16 protein-coding genes are annotated in these 18766 nt (G+C 68.4%); 5 read left to right on the forward strand and 11 right to left on the reverse strand.

Annotation, left to right across the window (positions count from 1 at the left end; all coding sequences use genetic code 11):
- The first annotated feature begins 32 nt into the window (after positions 1–32).
- Entirely contained in the window at positions 33–938 is a 906-nt protein-coding gene (locus tag FOC84_RS19800; RefSeq protein ID WP_173145929.1) for a LysR family transcriptional regulator, read from the forward strand.
- Positions 939–951: 13 nt separating this feature from the next.
- Here the strand turns inward: FOC84_RS19800 and FOC84_RS19805 are convergent, their stop codons facing one another.
- Positions 952–2397 (reverse strand): AlkA N-terminal domain-containing protein, encoded by a 1446-nt coding sequence (locus FOC84_RS19805; protein ID WP_173145930.1) that lies wholly within the window; start codon positions 2395–2397, stop codon positions 952–954.
- A gap of 147 nt (positions 2398–2544) precedes the next feature.
- Here FOC84_RS19805 and ogt point away from each other — a divergent pair, with 147 nt between their 5' ends.
- From ogt to FOC84_RS19820, 3 genes are all read left to right on the forward strand, one after another.
- A complete protein-coding gene (gene ogt / locus FOC84_RS19810; RefSeq protein WP_173145931.1) occupies positions 2545–3090 on the forward strand; it encodes a methylated-DNA--[protein]-cysteine S-methyltransferase in 546 nt (181 codons plus the stop codon).
- Between the two features lie 87 nt (positions 3091–3177).
- Complete coding sequence (locus FOC84_RS19815) at positions 3178–4263, forward strand: tartrate dehydrogenase (RefSeq protein ID WP_173145932.1); 1086 nt, start codon at positions 3178–3180, stop codon at positions 4261–4263.
- Positions 4264–4383: 120 nt separating this feature from the next.
- Positions 4384–5364, forward strand: coding sequence for a Bug family tripartite tricarboxylate transporter substrate binding protein (locus tag FOC84_RS19820; RefSeq protein ID WP_173145933.1), 981 nt, complete (start codon positions 4384–4386; stop codon positions 5362–5364).
- A gap of 13 nt (positions 5365–5377) precedes the next feature.
- On the opposite strand, the gene FOC84_RS19825 is transcribed toward FOC84_RS19820, so the two are convergent.
- The 10 genes from FOC84_RS19825 to urtA form a co-directional block, all read right to left on the reverse strand.
- Entirely contained in the window at positions 5378–5983 is a 606-nt protein-coding gene (locus tag FOC84_RS19825) for a phosphatase PAP2 family protein (protein ID WP_173145934.1), read from the reverse strand.
- Positions 5984–6074: 91 nt separating this feature from the next.
- A complete protein-coding gene (gene arsC / locus FOC84_RS19830) occupies positions 6075–6503 on the reverse strand; it encodes an arsenate reductase (glutaredoxin) (protein WP_173145935.1) in 429 nt (142 codons plus the stop codon).
- A 65-nt stretch (positions 6504–6568) separates the two neighbouring features.
- Positions 6569–8098 (reverse strand): PepSY-associated TM helix domain-containing protein, encoded by a 1530-nt coding sequence (locus tag FOC84_RS19835; RefSeq protein ID WP_173145936.1) that lies wholly within the window; start codon positions 8096–8098, stop codon positions 6569–6571.
- 23 nt (positions 8099–8121) lie between these two features.
- Entirely contained in the window at positions 8122–10323 is a 2202-nt protein-coding gene (locus FOC84_RS19840) for a TonB-dependent receptor (protein WP_173145937.1), read from the reverse strand.
- Between the two features lie 188 nt (positions 10324–10511).
- The gene (locus tag FOC84_RS19845; protein WP_173145938.1) at positions 10512–10925 is read right to left on the reverse strand and encodes a DUF2946 domain-containing protein; all 414 of its coding nucleotides are present in this window, start codon (positions 10923–10925) and stop codon (positions 10512–10514) included.
- Positions 10926–11001: 76 nt separating this feature from the next.
- Positions 11002–11700, reverse strand: coding sequence for an urea ABC transporter ATP-binding subunit UrtE (urtE, locus tag FOC84_RS19850; RefSeq protein ID WP_173145939.1), 699 nt, complete (start codon positions 11698–11700; stop codon positions 11002–11004).
- A gap of 1 nt (position 11701) precedes the next feature.
- Positions 11702–12541 carry an urea ABC transporter ATP-binding protein UrtD gene (gene urtD / locus FOC84_RS19855; RefSeq protein ID WP_173145940.1) on the reverse strand — a complete coding sequence of 280 codons (840 nt, stop codon included), beginning with the start codon at positions 12539–12541 and terminating at the stop codon, positions 11702–11704.
- Entirely contained in the window at positions 12538–13665 is a 1128-nt protein-coding gene (gene urtC, locus FOC84_RS19860; protein WP_173145941.1) for an urea ABC transporter permease subunit UrtC, read from the reverse strand. The genes urtD and urtC overlap by 4 nt, the downstream gene beginning before the upstream one ends.
- Positions 13662–15293, reverse strand: a complete 1632-nt coding sequence (gene urtB / locus FOC84_RS19865; protein ID WP_173145942.1) for an urea ABC transporter permease subunit UrtB — start codon at positions 15291–15293, stop codon at positions 13662–13664. Before urtB ends, urtC begins: the two co-directional genes overlap by 4 nt.
- A gap of 20 nt (positions 15294–15313) precedes the next feature.
- Positions 15314–16567 carry an urea ABC transporter substrate-binding protein gene (gene urtA / locus FOC84_RS19870; protein WP_088142350.1) on the reverse strand — a complete coding sequence of 418 codons (1254 nt, stop codon included), beginning with the start codon at positions 16565–16567 and terminating at the stop codon, positions 15314–15316.
- Between the two features lie 367 nt (positions 16568–16934).
- Here urtA and atzF point away from each other — a divergent pair, with 367 nt between their 5' ends.
- Positions 16935–18755, forward strand: a complete 1821-nt coding sequence (atzF, locus tag FOC84_RS19875) for an allophanate hydrolase (RefSeq protein WP_173145943.1) — start codon at positions 16935–16937, stop codon at positions 18753–18755.
- Positions 18756–18766: the final 11 nt, after the last annotated feature.

An 18766-nucleotide genomic window follows, 5' to 3' on the forward strand; every position in this document is an offset into this window, starting at 1 on the left:
GCGCCTGGCGTCCGGCGGACCTCGAGGGGGCCATGGGACATTCCAACGAGTTGCAGCTGGTGGTCGAACTGGTGCGCGCCGGCGGCATGTCCGCCGCCGCCCGCGAGCTGGGCGTCACGCCGGCCGCGGTCAGCAAGCGGCTGGCCCAGATCGAGGCCCGGCTGGGCGTGCGGCTGGTCAACCGCAGCACGCGGCGCCTGAGCCTGACCGCGGAAGGCGAGGTCTACCTGGAAAACGCCCGCCGCATCCTGGGCGAGCTCGAGGACCTGGACCAGCTCATCGCCAGCCGCCAGGACAGTCCGCGCGGCCTGCTAAAGGTCAACGCGCCGCTGGGCTTCGGCCGCAGCTACATCGCGCCCGCCATGGCGGAGTTCGCGCAGAAGTACCCCGAAGTGTCGCTACAATTGCAGCTGACCGACAGCCCCGCGGACTTCGTGCAGGACGCTGTCGACGTGGCGGTGCGCTTCGGCGACCTGCCTGATACCCGACTCATCGCCCGCAAGATCGCACCCAACCGGCGGCTGGTCTGCGCATCGCCGGGCTACCTGAAGGCCCACGGCATTCCCGCCACGCCGCACGACCTGGCGCGGCACCAATGCATCGTGCTGCGGCAGAATGAAGCCGCGTACGGCCTGTGGCGCTTCACCAAGGGACGCCGCAGCGAGACCGTGAAGGTGCGCGGCAACCTCAGCAGCAATGACGGCGAAGTGACGCTGACCTGGGGCCTGGCCGGCCTGGGCATCCTGCAGCGCGCCGAATGGGACCTGGCGCGCTATCTGCGCAGCGGCAGGCTGGTGCAGGTGCTCGAAGACTACGCCTTGCCGCAGGCCGACATCTACGCCATCTTTCCGGAACGGCACCACCTGTCGGCCAAGGTGCGCGTGTTCGTGGACTTCCTGGTGGCGTACTTCAGGAAGGGCGCGGAAGACCGGTGGTGAACCCGGCCTTCGCTCAGGCCGTCCACAGGTGCTGCGCCGCGTAGGCGCGCCAGGGCCGCCAGGTTTCGGCGCGGGCCAGCAGTTGCGCGGGCGTGTAGGTCCGCGTTTCCAGCCTTTCCAATGCGCGGATCAGGCCGATGTCGGCGGACGGAAACGCGTCCGGCTCGCGCAGCTGGCGCAGGGCGATGTATTGCGCAGTCCATTCGCCCACCCCGCGTATGGTGCGCAAGCGGCGCACCGCGTCGTCCAGGCCGCCGGCGGCCTCGAACAGGTGCCTGTCAGCCACCGCCGCGGCGGCGACCGCCGACAAGGTTGCGGCGCGGCTGCGCGGCATGCCCAGCGACGCCAGCTCGGCGGCCGCCACGGCTTCAGGCAAGGGGAACACGTGCGTCAGCGCGCCTTCGGGCCGCGCCATGGCCGCGCCGTGCGCGGCCACCAGCTTGCCCGCCAGGCGTATGGCCGCGGCCACGGTGATCTGCTGGCCCAACACGGCGCGCATCGCCAGTTCGAAGCCGTCCCAGGCGCCGGGCACGCGCAGGCCGGGCCGCGCGCGGATCAGTTCCGTCATGACGGGATCGCTGGCGAATTGCGCGGCGATGGCGACGGGATCGCTGGCCAGGTCGAAGACACGGCGCAGGCGCGCGATGATGGCCGGCAGCGCCTGCAGCCGGGGAAAGCGCACCGTGGCCTCGAGCGCATCGCCGCGGCCCGGGCGCACCGTCACCGTGCCCTGGCAGCCGTCCAGCAGGACGGTGCGGGCATAGCTGTCGTCCGTGACCTGTTCGATCCCGGGAATCGCGCGCAGCCGCAGGAAGGCCAGCATCGCGTCCCAGTCGTAGGGCGGGCGGTAGCGCAGCAGCAGCTTGATCTCGCCTTCCTGCGCCGCGGACACTTCCGGCTTGCCGGATCGGCGCAGTTCACCGGGGGCGCGCGCGAACAGGTCGTGGAAGATCTCATTGAAGCGGCGGATGCTGCCAAAGCCCGACGCGAAGGCGATCTCCGCCATCGGCAGCCGGGTCTCGTGGATCAACTGCTTGGCCAGCAGCACGCGCCGCGTCTGGGCCACGGCCACGGGCGAGGCGCCCAGGTGCTGGCGGAACTGGCGCCGCAGCTGGCGTTCGCCCACGCCCAGGCGCTGCGCCAGGACGTCCACGCCGTCCTCGTCCAGCGCGCCCAGCTCGATCAGCTGCAGCGCGCGGGCGACGTCATCCGGCAGTTCATGCCCCGGCCCGACTTCCGGCGCGGTCTCGGGCCGGCAGCGCAGGCAGGGGTGGTAGCCGGCTTCTTGTGCCGCCGCCGCCGTGGCATAGAACGTGACGTTCTTCGACAATGGGGTGCGCGCCGGGCAGACCGGGCGGCAATAGATGCGCGTGGTTTTCACGACGGTGAAGAAGCGGCCGTCGTAACGGGAGTCGCGCACTTGGATGGCGCTGTAGCAGGCGTCGTGGTTCAGGTCCATGGGATGATGCTAACGCCGTGGCGGGTGTAGGATCTAGCGGTTTTCGGACAGTGTTGTGGACGTGGCATTCCTGTCCGAAAACCGCCAGCGCAAGGCCCGCGTCCGCGCCTATATTGCTTGCGTCGATCCCCTCCGCTGGAGTCTGCCATGCCCGCCCGAACCCAGGCCTTCTTTCTTGAACGCGTTCCCACGCCCATCGGCCTGATGCTGGTCCTGAGCGACGAGCAGCAACGCCTGCGGGCGGTCGATTGGGAAGACTACGAATCGCGCATGCACCTGCTGTTGCGCAGGCAGTACCGCAATCAGCACGTCGAACTGCGCGATGCGGCCCAGGCGTCGCCCGCGCGGCGCGCGCTGCTGGATTACTTCGACGGCGATGTGCGCGCCATCGATGCCCTGGACGTGGCCACCGGCGGCACCGATTTCCAGCGCCTGGTGTGGCAAGCGCTGCGGGAGATTGCGGGCGGGCAGCCCATCAGCTACGGCATCCTCGCGGGCCGCATCGGGCGGTCCTCGGCGGTGCGCGCCGTGGGGCTGGCCAACGGCGCGAATCCCGTCGGCATCGTGGTGCCTTGCCACCGCGTGGTGGGCGCCGACGCCTCGCTGACCGGCTACGGCGGCGGCTTGCATCGCAAGCGCTGGCTGCTGGACCACGAAGCGCGTTGGAACGCCCCACCTTCAACTCCAGGTTAATAATGTTTTGAATTCCACTGCGCCCGCCGCCCGCGAGGCTCAGTACAGTGCCGACAGCATCTCACCAGCAAGGAGCCCAGTCGGCATATGAAGACCTATCGCATCGCAACCATCCCCGGCGACGGTATCGGCAAGGAAGTGATTCCCGCCGGGCAGCGCATCATGCAGGAGCTGGCCCGGGACGGCGGCCTGAGCTTCGAGTTCGAGGATTTCGACTGGGGCGGCGACTACTACCGCAAGCACGGCGTGATGATGCCGGCAGACGGCCTGGACGCCCTGCGCGGCAAGGACGCCATCCTGTTCGGTTCGGCGGGCGACCCGCACATCCCCGACCACATCACCCTGTGGGGCTTGCGGCTGAAGATCTGCCAAGGCTTCGACCAGTACGCCAACGTGCGCCCGACGCGCATCCTGCCCGGCATCGACGCGCCGCTCAAGCGCTGCGCGCCGGGGCAGCTGGATTGGGTCATCGTGCGCGAGAACTCCGAAGGCGAATACTCCGGCGTGGGCGGCCGGGTGCACCAGGGCCATCCGCTGGAAGCCGCCACCGACGTGTCCATCATGACCCGCGCGGGTGTCGAACGCATCCTGCGCTTCGCGTTCAAGCTGGCGCAATCCCGTCCGCGCAAGCTGCTGACGGTGGTGACCAAGTCCAACGCGCAGCGCCACGCCATGGTCATGTGGGACGAGATCGCCATGGAGGTGAGCCGCGAGTTCCCGGACGTGGCCTGGGACAAGGAACTGGTCGACGCGGCCACTGCCCGCATGGTGAACCGCCCGGCAACGCTGGACACCATCGTCGCCACCAACCTGCACGCCGACATCCTGAGCGACCTGGCGGCGGCGCTGGCCGGCAGCCTGGGCATCGCGCCCACCGGCAACATCGATCCCGAGCGCCGCTATCCGTCCATGTTCGAACCCATCCACGGGTCCGCCTTCGACATCATGGGCAAGGGCCTGGCGAACCCGGTCGGCACCTTCTGGTCCGTGGTCATGCTGCTGGAGCATCTGGGCGAAACGCAGGCCGCCGCGCGGCTGATGCAGGCGATCGAGAACGTGACCGCCGATCCCTCGCTGCATACGGGTGACCTGGGCGGAACCGCCACCACGGAGCAAGTCACGGCGGCTGTGTGCGCGAAGCTGGCGGTTGCGGCCAAGGCCAAGGCTGCATAGACGAAGCAGACCCGAAGCAGACCCGAAGCAGACCCGAAGCCGGACCGGGGCGCGAACCCCCAAGGCCCGCTTCAGGTTCCACGACAAAAAGCGAATTCCATTCGTACCGAGGAGACAAGCATGCACAAGAGAACGAACCCTGCGCGCGTCCTGGCGCTGGCCTGCCTGGCGGGCCTGTCCTTGGCCGGCGGCGCGCAGGCGCAGGGCTATCCAGTCCGGCCCGTGAACCTGGTGGTGCCGTTTCCGGCCGGCGGCACCACCGACGTGCTGGCGCGCGCGCTGGGCCAGGAGCTGGCCAAGAGCCTGGGCCAGCCGGTGGTGGTGGAGAACAAGCCGGGCGCGGGCTCGACCCTGGGCGCGGACTACGTGGCCCGCGCCGCGCCCGACGGCTACACGCTGCTGATGGGCGCCGTGCACCACACCATCGCCACCAGCGTCTACAAGAGCCTGCATTACGACTTCCAGAAGGATTTCGCGCCGGTGACCACCGTGGCCCTGGTGCCCAACGTGCTGGTGGTCAATCCCAAGCTGCCGGCGCAGGATGTGAAGTCTCTGCTGAAGCTGGCGCAAGGCCAGCCGGGCAAGCTGACCTATGGCTCGAACGGCATGGGCACGGGACAGCACCTGATCGGCGCGCAATTCGAAAAGGAAGGGCATGTGCAACTGCTGCACGTACCCTACAAAGGCAGCGGTCCCCTGACCACCGATCTCCTGGGCGGCCAGATCGACATGTCCTTCGATACCGTGACGCCGGTGCTGGCGCACATCCAGAGCGGCAAGCTGCGCGCGCTGGCCGTCACCACCAATCAGCGTTCGGCCGCGCTGCCCGATGTGCCCACCATGGAGGAGGCTGGCCTCAAGCCCTTCAACATGGGGACCTGGTTCGGCGTGCTGGCGCCGGCTGCCACGCCCGTGGATGTGGTGGCGCGGCTGAATGCCGAGATGGTCAAGATCATCCGTTCGCCCGACTTCTCGCGGAGGATGGCCGAGATCGGCGCGGTGCCGATCGGCGATACGCCTGCCGAGATGAAGGCGCGTATCGGCACGGATACCGAGAACTACGCCAAATTGGTCAAGGACGCCAAAGTCGCGATCAACTGAGCGCGGTCTCCCTTCAAGCGCGGATCCAGCCGCGCGCGATCGGCAGGGCCAGTACCTTGCGGTACAGGCCCTGCGCCACGCCCGTGGCAGGTTCGCCGCAGCGGCGCCATGCCATGGCGGTCAGTCCGGCGGCCACCGGCGCCAGCAAGAGTCCGCCCACGATGTCCAGCGGGAAGTGCACGCCCAGGTACACGCGCGAAGCGCCCACCAGGACGGCCGCGGCCAGCGTCAGCCAGCCCCAGCCGGCCCAGCGCCGGTCGTGGATCAGCGCGCACGCCAGCGTGGCGATGATGATGGTGTGGTTGCTGGGAAACGAGGACGTCGCCTTGTGCGGGAAGAAGGCATGTCCCAGCCCGATGGCGAAGGGCCGCGCATGCGGCCACAGCGCGCCGCACAGGTAGCTTGCGAACAGCGCTGCGGCGATGCTGGCCAGCGCCTTCAACGCCACATCGCGCTGCGGCCGGCCGCCCCACAGCCACAGGGCAGCCAGCACGGCCGGCACCAGCAGGATCAGCCGGTTCGCCACCAGCATGGCGGCGTGGATCTGCCAGACCGGGGTGGCCGGGTCGGCGTTGATCGAAAGAAAAAGGGACTGGTTGAGGCTTTCAAGGGAATGCATGACTTGTCATCGCGGCGTAATGAAACGATTGCCGCGATGGTAATGATCCCAGCCGTCAGTCCGCTTACAAAAGGCGCCGGGCTGCGTTCTTTTACTTCTGGATGCGTTTGCCCTGCGCGTCGATCACGGCTTCGCCGTCTTCCTTGGCGAACGCGCCTTGCTGCGGGGCCGGCAGGATGTCCAGCACCAGTTCCGACGGACGGCACAGGCGCGCGCCCAGCGGCGTCGAGACAAAGGGACGGTTCAGCAGGATGGGATGTTGTTCGATCGCGTCCAGCAGCGCGTCGTCCGAGAGGGACGCGTTGTCCAGGCCCAGTTCCTGGTAAGGCGTGCCCTTTTCGCGCAAGGCCTCGCGCACGCTGACGCCGGCCTTCTTGAACAGCGCCTTCAGGGCGGCGCGCGAGGGCGGCGTTTCCAGGTACAGCACGACTTCGGGTTCGATGCCGGCGTTGCGGATCATGGCCAGGGTGTTGCGCGAAGTGCCGCACTTGGGATTGTGGTAGATGGTTACGTCGGACATGGAAGCTCCTCTTTCCGGTAGATCGTCATGCAAGGCTGTGAGCATAGTGCATCCGTGTCCGCGCTTCAGGCCCGCAGCTTCTTGCCCAGCCGCCGCCAGCCTATCACCGCGCCGGTCAGGCTGAGCGCGGCGCCGCCCAGGCTCAGGAACAGCAGCAGGGCGTCCCACAGCGGACGGCGCGATAGCAGGCCGGTCCAGTCCCAGCTATGCAGGAACGCGAACAGCCAGCGGCTGGCGCGCGCGCCGCTGTCCTGCCGGCTCACGATCTGTCCCGTGCGCGGATCCAGATAGACCCAGGTCGCCTGGGGATCGTCATAGGCCAGCCGCCATACGGGCAAGGGCTTTTCGACATGGCCCAGCATCGCGTGCTCGTCGCGGGCGTAGTAATAGAAGTCGTAAGCCTCCAGCGTTTCGGCGCTGGCGAGCCGGGCGCCGGGAACCAGCCGGGCGGCCGCGGCGCGCAGGGCCGCCGGATCGAACGCATGCGGCCGCGCGTTGCCGGCGGACAGCACCAGCGGGGCGCCCGCGGCGCTACGCGCCAGCACCACGTCCTGGCCGTCGGCGCGCGCCCAGCGCAGTTCGCGCGGCGCGGTGGGTAGGGCCGCGATCAGCGCGCCGGGCGCGGCCAGCGTGCCCCCCGGCGCGCCGGCATAGGCCGCCTGGGCCAAGGGCGGCGCGCCGCTGCTGAACAGCTTCCACGGATTCATGGACATCAGCCCGCTGAAGATCCACGTGATGGTGATGACCGCGAACAGCAGGCCGCTCAAGTGGTGCCAGCGCATCATGCTTTCACGGTAGGGCGAGCGGCTGCCGCTGGCATAGGGCCGCGAAAAGCGCCAGCGCAGGATGCCGACCACCGTGCCCGTCACTGCCAGCAATACGCCGGCCACCGACAGCCACACCACGATGTCATGCCACCAGCCGTCCAGCGCATTGCCGCGGAACGGATACAGCCAGTGGATCCAGGCGCCCGCGTAGTTCCAGCCGCGTTCGGCGCGCGTGGCATCCAGCACCACCATGCCGGTGGCGGACGAGATGTAGAGCCGCGTGCCCGCGGGATCGTCCAGATCTACCCGGTGCAGCGGCCGGTCAGGGGTCAGCGCGCGCGAATGGGTAAAGGCGTCCTCCTCCACCGTGCCCTCGTAGCGGGCGGGGTACTGCCCGCCGGACCAGACTTGCGCCGTCGCCAGTGCGGTCGCGGCATCGGCCGCAGGCAGCAGGGCGCCGCTGGCCGCGTCCACCACCTTGGGCGCGCGGCGCGCCCCGTCCGGCACCAGATAGACCGGCGCGCCGCCGCGAGCGGCGGCCAGAACCATGCCGGCGGAGTCCTGAACGTCCGCCGCGGCCAGCGCCTGCGAGGGCGTCACGGCGATGGACGCCGCGTCCAGCGGCGGCAGATGCGCCAGGCGTTCCTGTGGCGTGAGCTTGGGATAGCCCACGTACATCATCACCACGCCGGAGATGAACCACATGGCGAAGAACAGGCACAGCACGATGCCTGCCCAGCGGTGGATCAGGTACAGCCAGCGCTTGGCGCGCGCCGGCAACGGCGGTCCGGCGCGATGGCGGGACGAGGAGGATAGCGTCGTGTTCATGGCGGTCTGTCCTGGCGCGCCGCTTAGAAGCGGGCCTGCAAGGTGAGCTCGACCGAGCGGGGGGCGCCCAGGTAGTACATGGTCGGCGTCGCGTTCGCGGCATAGACCTTGTCGGTCAGGTTGCGCACGCGCGCCGTCACGCTGAGGTTGCGGTTGATGCGGTGCGACAGCGCCGCGTCGAACACGGTGTAGGACGGCGTCCAGACGCTGTTGGCGGCGTCCGCGTACATGCGGCCGACGTAGCGCGCGGCCATGCTGGCGGTCCAGTCGGGCAGGAAGGCATAGTCCAGCCAGACGTTGGCCAGGCGGCGCGGGGTGTTGGTGGGCACGTTGCCATTGCGCGATACCGCCACGCCGCCCACGGATTGCGAGAAGTCGTCGTACTTGGGATCGACGAAGGCGACGTTGCCCTGCAGGGACAGTTGGGAGGTCAGTTGCAGGCCGCCGGCCAGTTCGATGCCGCGCGCCGATTGCGCGCCCACGGGCACGCTGACGCCGGGGTTGTTCGGGTCCGAGGTCGCCATGTTCTTGCGCTTGATCTCGTAGAGCGCCACCGTGGCCGAACCGCGGCCGTCCCAAAAGTTGAACTTGCCGCCCACCTCGGCCTGCCGGCCGGTGGTGAGCTTGTCATTGTTCAGCACGTCGGCGAACGAGGCGGTGGCCAGGATGCCCGAGGGGGGATCGGCCGCCGTGGCGTACTGCGCGTACAGCGAGGCTTCCGGACTCAGCTCCCAGTTCACGCCCAGCCGTCCGGTCAGCGGCGAGTAGCTGCGCTGCGCGCTGGCGGGCGAGGCGGCGGTGACGGCGCGGCGGTTAGTCAGGTCCATGTCGATGAAGTCCTTGCGCAATGCCGATACGATGGCCACGCCCGGCAGTACCGTGGTGCGGTTTTCCATCGTCAGCGCCAGCGTGCGGATGCGGTTGTCGCGGTCGGCGACATGGCCGCGCTTCATGCCGGGAATGTCGTAGAAATCGCCGGGCGAGAAGTCGTAGGGATCGACCGCGTCGACCTGCGCGGGCAGGCTGGTGGGATAGCGCGTGATCTTGTTCTGGCTGACGTCCACGCCGAAGGACCAGTCGCTGGGCAGGCCGGCCAGGGTGGAACGGTACAGGCCTTCCACGCGGTTGCCGATCAGGCTTTGTTCGTGCCGTTGCAACAGCGCCCCGGAACGCAGCACCAGGCTGTTGCCGGCATTCAGGCGGTAGTTTTCCAGGTTGCGGTAATCGCGTTCGGCGCGGTAGTAGTAGAGCGTGTTCTTGAAGGTCAGATTGGAGCTCGCGCGCCATTCGGTCAGGGACCGCGCCCACAGCACCGACTGCTCGTACAGGCCGTCATTGACGTTGTAGTTCTTGAAGCGCGTGCCATCCAGGATGCGGCCCGTGCCTTGCACCACGCCGTTGGCGTCGGTTTTCAGGGGCGTGCCCCAGTAGGGGCGGTCGACCTGTTCGCGCTGGTATTCGAAGGCAAAGGTCTGGGTCACGTCCGCGCCCAGGTCGGACAGCAGCGAGGCAGCGATCTGGCTGGCGCGGGAATGGTTGCCGTCGACCCAGCCGTTGCTGGATCCCGTGTTGGCGTCGATGCGCAGATAGTGGCCGCGGCCGCCGGGTTCGCCCGCCAGTTGCTGGTTCAGGCCGACCGACGCCTGACGGCTGTCGAACGATCCCAGCCGCAGCTGGCCGTCGTAGAAGGTGTCGCGCTCGGGCAGCTTGGTGACGTAGTTGATGGCGCCGCCTACCGCGCCCGCGCCGAACAGGAAGGTGGAGGGGCCGCCTATCGCTTCGACCCGGTCGTAGATCCAGCTGTCCACCGGCCGCGCGGCGATGGAGTCGTACTGCACGGAAATGCCGTTGAACAGCTGCGAGACCTGGCCGCCGGAGAAACCGCGGTAGCTGACCGCGCCGGCATTGCCGGGCGGGGAAGCATTGTCCACGCCGGGGATGCCGCGCGCGATCTCCTGCGTGTTCAAGGACCCGCGCGCCTCGATCTGTTCGCGCGAGATCACCGTGACGCTGGCGGGGGTTTCGCGCAGGGTCAGGCCCAGGCGGCTGCCGGTGCTGTCGCGCACGTTCAGGTCGATGGGGCCGTTCGGCGCGGGTTCTTCGGCGGCGGCGCCGTGCACGGTGGTGGGCGCCAGGGTGGGCACGGCGGGCTCGGTGGTCAGGGCCTGGGCGGAGCCGCTGGCGAGCGCGCCCAGCAGCAGGGTGTAGGTCGTGGTTTTCTTCATGTCTGGAACCGGTGGTCCGGCCCGCGCGCCCGGCGGCCCTCGCGGAAGCGGGCGGGGCTGGCCGGGACGCATGAGCCTGAATGACTGCACGCATCCGGACGCGCCGGGGGGGGCGCGGACGGAACGTGGCGGCGGGGTAACAGCTGTGGACGCAAACCGGCCGCCGTCAGGCGGCGGGACGCGCCGGCTCAGACCGTGGGCGGTGCGCGCGGCTGGGCCGCGCTCCAGGCATGAAGAGGATGCGCCGCAAGGAAGAACAGCGGCGGGTACGTGATGGCACGCCCAAGGGGGGCGGGCACGACGGGAACGGGCGCGGGCAGAATGCCCACGTCGGCGTTGGGGTTGCGGCAAAGCGGGCAATGATGGCTGTCGCCATGATCGTCGGCCTGGGTGCCGTCATTGCTGCCGCCCGGCACCTCCAGGGTCAAGGACGCTTGCCCCGCGCCTTCGCTGGTGCAGAAGTCGACGCTGATGCGATGGACGTTGTGGCTGGCCGGAGACAGGTTCAACGCATGCGCCAGCGACGGCGCCAACGACGCCCACAGGATCGCGACGAGCGCGATCCACACGGCGGGGCGGGTCAGGTAGGCAGCGGAGCACATGGCGCCCGATTATATCGGAGCAGATGGGGCTGCCGTCCAGAGGTTGGCGGCAAAAAAATGCCGCATCGAACCGGGTCTAGACCGACAGATGCCGCCGCACGTCCTCGCCGTCGATGGCGCCGCGGTCGCCGCGCGCCACCACTTCGCCGCGCGACAGCACCACGAACTGGTCCGCCAGCTCGCGGGCGAAGTCGAAGTACTGCTCGCACAGCAGGATGGCGATGTCGCCGCGCTGGCGCAGCAGGTGGATGACCCGGGCGATGTCCTTGATGATGGACGGCTGTATGCCTTCGGTGGGCTCGTCCAGGATGATGAGCTTGGGTTCGGCCACCAGGGCGCGGGCAATGGCCAGCTGTTGCTGCTGTCCGCCGGACAGATCGCCGCCGCGGCGCGACAGCATGGTCCGCAGCACCGGGAACAGTTCGTACACCTCGTCCTTGATGCGGCGGGCGCGCGCCGCGGGTTTGGCCGCCATGCCCATCAGGATGTTCTCTTCCACCGTCAGCCGGGCGAAAATGTCGCGGCCCTGCGGCACATAGGCCATGCCGCGCGCGGCGCGCTGGTGCGGCGCCAGGCGAGTGACATCCGCGCCGTCGAAGGCGATGTCGCCGCGCGCCACCGGCAGCACGCCCATCACGCATTTGAGCAGGGTGGTCTTGCCCACGCCGTTGCGCCCCAGCAGTGCCAGGCATTCGCCCTGGCGCAGGGACAGCGACACGCCGCGCAGGGTGTGGCTGCCGCCGTAGTATTGGTCGATCGCGTTCACGTCCAGCATCTCAGCGCCCCAGATAGACTTCGATGACCCGCGGATCGGCCTGCACCTTGCTCATCGGCCCTTCGGCCAGCACCGAGCCTTCGTGCAGCACCGTGACCTTGCCGTCGCCCGCGATCTGGTTGACGAAGTCCATGTCATGCTCCACCACCATCAGCGAATGGCGTCCGCGCAATTCGTTGAGCAGCTCACCGGTGCGTTCGGTCTCGGCGTCGGTCATGCCGGCCACCGGCTCGTCGAGCAGCAGCAATTGCGGCTCCTGCATCAGCAGCATGCCGATCTCCAGCCACTGCTTCTGGCCGTGCGACAGCAGCCCGGCGGGCAGCGCCGCCTCGGGCCGCAGGCGGATCAGGTCCAGCGTCTCGCCGATCTTGTCGGCCTGTTCGCCGCTCAACCGGGCGAACAGCGTGGACCGCACGCGCTTGTCGGTCTTCATCGCCAGCTCCAGGTTTTCAAACACGCTGTGCTGCTCGAACACCGTGGGTCGCTGGAACTTGCGGCCGATGCCGGCATGCGCGATCTGCGCTTCGTTCAGCGTGGTGAGATCTATGCTCTGGCCGAAGTAGGCCGTGCCGGAGGTGGGTCGGGTCTTGCCGGTGATGACGTCCATCATCGTGGTCTTGCCCGCGCCGTTGGGGCCGATGATGCAGCGCAGTTCGCCCACGCCTATGTCCAGCGTCAGGTCGTTCAGGGCCTTGAAGCCGTCGAAGCTGACCGTGATGCCTTCCAGGTAGAGGATGGCGCCGTGGCTGGTGTCCAGGCCCTTGGGGCTGACGCGGCCGTAGCCGGCGTCGCCGCTGGGGCCGCCGTCGAGCGCGGTGGATTCGATGTGCGTGCTGCTCATGCCTTGTTCCCCTGGATGCGGGCGGAGATGCGGCGCGCCAGGCCGACGATGCCGGTGGGCAGGAACAGCGTCACCAGCACGAAGATGAGGCCCAGCGCGTACAGCCAGAACTCCGGCAGCACGCTGGTGAACCAGGTCTTCAGGCCGTTGACGGCGCCCGCGCCGATGATGGGGCCGACCAGCGTGCCGCGCCCGCCGGTGGCGACCCAGATCACCATTTCAATCGAGGTTTCGGTGGACATTTCGCTGGGGTTGATGATGCCGACCTGCGGCACGTAGAGCGCGCCGGCGATGCCGCAAAGCACCGCGGACAGCGTCCAGACGAACAGCTTGAATCCCAGCGGGTCGTAGCCGATGAAGCGCAGGCGGCTTTCGGCATCGCGCACGGCGGTCAGCACGCGGCCCAGTTTGCTCTGCGTGACCGCGCGCGCCAGGACCAGCGCGCCCGCCAGCGCGGCCAGCGTGATCCAGTACAGCGCGGCGCGCGTGCCGGGCGCGGTGATGTCGAAGCCCAGGATGCGCTTGAAGTCGGTGAAGCCGTTGTTGCCGCCGAAGCCCGTGTCGTTGCGGAAGAACAGCAGCATCGCGGCGAAGGTCAGCGCCTGCGTGATGATGGAAAAGTACACGCCCTTGATGCGCGAGCGGAAGGCGAAGTAGCCGAACACGAAGGCCAGCGCGCCGGGCGCCAGCACGACCAGCAGCATGGCGTACCAGAAGTGCTCGGTAAAGGACCAGTACCAGGGGTAGCTCTTCCAGTCCAGGAACACCATGAAGTCGGGCAGGTCGCTCTGGTAGACGCCGTCGCGGCCGATGGCGCGCATCAGATACATGCCGTGCGCATAGCCGCCCAGCGCGAAGAACAGGCCATGTCCCAGCGACAGGATGCCGGCATAGCCCCACACCAGGTCCAGCGCCAGCGCCGCCATGGCGTAGCACATGAACTTGCCCAGCAGCGCCACGGCATAGGCCGACACATGCAGCGCGTGGCCGGGCGGGAAAACCAGATTCAGCAGGGGCAGCAGCGCCAGGAGCGCCACGGCCGCAGCCAGGGCGGTCCACACCCGGCCAGAGAACAGCGGGCGGCGGGTCAGCAGATTCAGGTCAGTCAGCGCGTTCTGTTTCATTCGACGCTCCGGCCGCGGGGGGCGAATAGGCCTTGCGGCCGCTTTTGGACGAACAGCACGATGAGCGCCAGGATGGTGATCTTGGCCATGACGGCTCCCGCGTAAGGTTCCAGGAATTTGTTGATGCCGCCCAGGCCGAGCGCCGCGATGACGGTGCCGGCCAGCTGGCCCACGCCGCCCAGCACCACCACCATGAACGAATCGACGATGTAGCCGCGGCCCAGGTCCGGGCCCACGTTGCCCAGCTGGGACAGCGCCACCCCCGCCAGTCCGGCGATGCCGGAGCCCAGGCCGAAGGCCAGCATGTCGACGCGGCCGGTGGGCACGCCCACGCAGTCGGCCATGCGGCGGTTCTGCGTGATGGCGCGCACGAACAGGCCCAGGCGGGTATGGTTCAGCAGCGCCCAGACCAGGAACACCACGAAGAACGCGAAGCCGATGATGACCAGGCGGTTGTAGCTCAGCACCAGTCCGCCCAGCACCGTGACGCCACCGGACATCCAGCTGGGATTGCCCACCTCCACGTTCTGCGCGCCGAACAGCGTGCGCACGCCCTGCATCAGCATCAGGCTGATGCCCCAGGTCGCCAGCAGCGTTTCCAGCGGCCGGCCATAGAGCCAGCGTATGACGGTGCGCTCCAGCGCCATGCCGACCAGCGCGGTCACGGCAAAGGCCAGCGGCAACGCGGCCAGCACGTACCAGTCCAGCCAGTCCGGCAACCAGGCGCGGAACGCCGTCTGCACTACGTAGGTCACGTAGGCGCCGATCATCAGCAGCTCGCCGTGCGCCATGTTGATCACGCCCATCAGGCCGAAGGTGATGGCCAGGCCCAGCGCCGCCAGCAGCAGCACGCTGCCCAGGCTGATGCCGTAGAACAGGTTGCCGGCCCATTCGATGGTGGCCAGGTGTCGGTCGATTTGCTTGAGCGCCTGTTCGGCGGCTGCGCGCACGCCGGCATCCGGTTCGGCAGGGACGCCATCGCGATCCTGGACCAGCGCCGCCAAGGTGGGGCGGAATGCGGCGTTGCGGGTGCCGCCCAGCAGCTCCACCGCGTGGCGCCGTTTGGCGGGATCGCTGCTTTTCAATTCGAGATTGGCCTGCGCGATCAGCAACGCGTCGTGCACGGCCTCGTTCTTTTCCGCGGCCAAGGCCTTTTCCAGCATGGGCAGGCGCGCCGGGTCGCCGGTCTGTTGCAGGCGACGAGCCGCCGCCAGTCGCTCGGCGGGCTGTTCGGAGTACAGGCGCGAGCCGGCCAGCGCGGCCTCGATGGCGCGGCGCAGGCGGTTGTTGATGCCTATGGCGCCCGCGTCCGCGGGCAGCTCGGCGGCGGCGCCGGTGGCCGCGTCGGTGGCGCGCGCGCCGCCGTTGCCGATCAGCACGCGGCCATCATTGGCGGCATGGAGCCGGTCCTCGCCCAGCGCCTGCAGCACCGCTGCCGCCTCGGGTTCGGGCAACTGGCCCAGCGCGGCAATCGCCTGGAGCTTGGCGTCCGTGTCGTCGCCGGCTAGTGGCGCAAGCAAGGCCGGGTCCACGCCACCAGCCGCCGCCGGGGCGGCCGCGAGCGGCAGGGACACCAGCCATGCCAGCAGGAAACGACGCAAGTAGAGTGCGATTGCCGCGATGCGCATGGCTGCTTGTTCCCAGTGCGTTAGAGACCTTGCTTGCCTTCGTTGCCCGGAATGTACGGGCTCCAGGGCTGGGCGCGGATCGGACCCTTGCTCTTCCACACCACGCTGAACTGGCCGTCCGCCTTGATTTCGCCGATGTAGACCGGCTTGTGCAGGTGGTGGTTGGTCTGGTCCATCTCGATGGTGTAGCCGTCGGGCGCATTGAATTTCTGGCCGCCCATGGCTGCGATCACCTTGTCCACGTCCGTGGTCTTGGCTTGTTCCACCGCCTGCTTCCACATGTGGATGCCGATGTAGGTGGCTTCCATCGGATCGTTGGTCACCACCGTATTCGCGTTGGGCAGGTTCTTGGCCTTGGCATAGGCCTTCCACTTCTGGATGAAGGCGTCGTTGACCGGGTTCTTGACCGACTGGAAGTAGTTCCACGCGGCCAGGTGGCCCACCAGCGGCTTGGCGTCCACGCCGCGCAATTCCTCTTCGCCCACCGAGAACGCCACCACCGGCACGTCGGTGGCCTTCAGGCCGGCGTTGCCCAGTTCCTTGTAGAAAGGCACGTTGGAGTCGCCGTTGATGGTGGAGATGACGGCGGTCTTGCCGCCGGTGGCGAACTTCTTGATGTTGGCGACGATGGTCTGGTAGTCGGAATGGCCGAAGGGCGTGTAGACCTCGTCGATGTCGCTGTCCTTGACGCCCTTGGAATGCAGGAAGGCGCGCAGGATCTTGTTGGTGGTGCGCGGGTAGACATAGTCGGTGCCCAGCAGCACGAAGCGCTTGGCCCCGCCGCCGTCTTCGCTCATCAGGTATTCGACGGCGGGTATGGCTTGCTGGTTGGGCGCGGCGCCGGTGTAGAACACGTTCTTCTCCAGCTCCTCTCCTTCGTATTGCACGGGGTAGAAAAGCAGGCCATTGAGTTCCTTGAACACCGGCAGCACGGACTTGCGCGACACGGAGGTCCAGCAGCCGAAGACAACCGCCACCTTGTCCTGGGACAGCAGCTGGCGCGACTTCTCGGCGAACAACGGCCAGTTCGACGCGGGGTCCACCACCACGGCTTCGAGCTTCTTGCCCATCACGCCGCCATTGGCGTTGATTTCGTCGATGGTCATCAGAGCCACGTCCTTGAGCGACGTTTCCGAGATCGCCATCGTGCCCGAGAGTGAATGCAGGATGCCAACCTTGATGGTGTCCTCGGCGGCGAGTACCTGCGGCATCCATCCGGACATGGCCAACAGGCTCACGGCGGTCAGTTGCTTAAGGGCTAGTCTGCGTTTCATGGTGACTCCTGAATGGAATGTGCCGGCCGCGCCGGCGAGAACGATCTGAAAACACCCGACAACGAGGACCTAAAAGCAAAAGGCATGCCAACCGCGCGCGCACGCACGGTCCGCTATATGTAGGGAGAAGACGAAACGCGCGCCTGCGATGGCGGCGCGCGAGGCGGCAGGAGCCGATCTGGTGCCGCGTGCACAACATGGGTGCGCACGCCGCCCGCTGGCGGTGCGCGCGCGCCGCGCCGCCGCGCTGGCATCGGGCCGCAGGCGGCGCGTTGCCGCAGGGAACAGGGGCAGGCGCGAGGCGGCGGCCAACATGGCACGCCGATTGCTTGGGAATCCGTACTTGTATACAAGAAAGGATTCCAGCATGAACGCCGTAGCAACGCAGAAGGGCCCGCTCGCCTGGACGATCGCGCAGTGGCAGGCCGCCTACCGCAACGAGGGCGCCACGCCCGAGACCTTGTTGGCCGCCTGGGCCGAACGCGGCAGCGCACCGGACAATGCCTGGATCAAGCGCGTGGACGGCGCCATGCTGGCACGGCAGCTCGATGCGCTGCACGGATTGCTCGAAGCGGCAGGCGGCGACCTGACGCGCTTGCCGTTGTATGGCGTGCCGTTCGCCGTCAAGGACAACATCGACGCCGCCGGCTGGCCCACCACGGCGGCCTGCCCCGAGTTTGCCTATGCGCCAGAGCAGGATGCGACCGTGGTCAGCTGCCTGCGCGCGGCCGGCGCCATCCTGGTGGGCAAGACCAACCTGGACCAGTTCGCCACCGGACTGGTGGGCACGCGTTCGCCGCTGGGCGCCGTGGCCAATGCCTTCAATCCGGACTACGTCAGCGGCGGCTCCAGCTCGGGTTCCGCTTCCGTGGTGGCGCGCGGCTTGGCGGCGTTCGCGCTGGGCACGGACACCGCAGGCTCGGGACGCGTGCCGGCGGGCTTCAACAACATCGTCGGCCTGAAGCCCACCAAGGGGCGGCTCAGCACGGCGGGTGTGGTGCCGGCATGCCGCACGCAGGACTGCGTCTCGGTGTTTGCGCTGACGGTGGACGATGCCGAACTGGTGGCCGACATCGCGGCGGGCTGGGACGAGCGGGATCCCTACTCGCGCGCCCAGCCTGTCGGCAGCGGGCATCCCTGGCCCGCGCAGCCCCGGCTGGCGATACCCGCGCAGCTGGAATTCTTCGGCGATGCGCAGGCGGCAGCCGCGTTCGAGGAAGCGGTGCGCGTCCTGAAGGAGTCCGGCGCGACGCTCGAGCCGATCGACTTCACGCCGTTCAACGAGCTTGCGGCCTTGCTGTATCAAGGTCCCTGGGTGGCCGAGCGCTTCGCCGCCGTGGAAGCGCTGTGGAAGCAGAACCCAGGCGCCATCCATCCGGTGGTACGCGGCATCGTGGAACAGGCCGCCGGTTACAGCGCGCTGGACGCGTTCAAGGCCGAGTACCGACGCGCGGAACTGGCGCGGCGCATCCATCAGGCGCTGGCAGGCTTTGACGCGCTGGTCGTGCCGACCGCGCCCTCGATCTACACCATTGCCCAACTCGAAGCCGATCCGGTGACGTTGAATTCGCGGCTGGGGGTCTACACCAACTTCGCCAATCTCGCAGACCTGTCGGCACTGGCGTTGCCCGCGGGCATGCGCGGCGACGGCCTGCCCGCAGGCATCACGCTGATCGGAATGGCATGGCAGGACCACGCGCTGGCGCAGTTCGGACGCCAGTGGCAGGCGTGCCTCGGCCTGCCGTTGGGCGCCACCGGCGCGCCGCTGCCAGTTGCCGGCCATGCCGGTGCGCCCGCGCGCGACACCGTGCGCGTGTCGGTGGTGGGTGCGCACCTGCGCGGCATGCCGCTGAACCATCAACTGACCTCGCGCCGCGCCGTGTTCGTCGAAGCGGCGCGCACGGCCGGTGATTACCGCCTGTATGCCCTGGCCAATACCACGCCGCCCAAGCCCGGCCTGGTGAAGTCCGCGAGCGGCGCGCCCATCGAGGTCGAACTCTGGGACGTGCCGCTGGCCGCCTTCGGCGCCTTCGTGGCCGAGATTCCGGCGCCGCTGGGCATCGGCACGCTGGAGCTCGAGGACGGCCGCCAGGTCAAGGGCTTCATCTGCGAGCCGCGCGGCCTGGAGGGCGCGCGCGACATCACGGAGTTCGGCGGCTGGCGCGCCTACCTGGCCAGCCTGGCCTGATCTCCGTTTTC

Origin of the sequence: Achromobacter pestifer, assembly GCF_013267355.1 — a bacterium.
Taxonomy (GTDB): domain Bacteria; phylum Pseudomonadota; class Gammaproteobacteria; order Burkholderiales; family Burkholderiaceae_B; genus Achromobacter; species Achromobacter pestifer_A.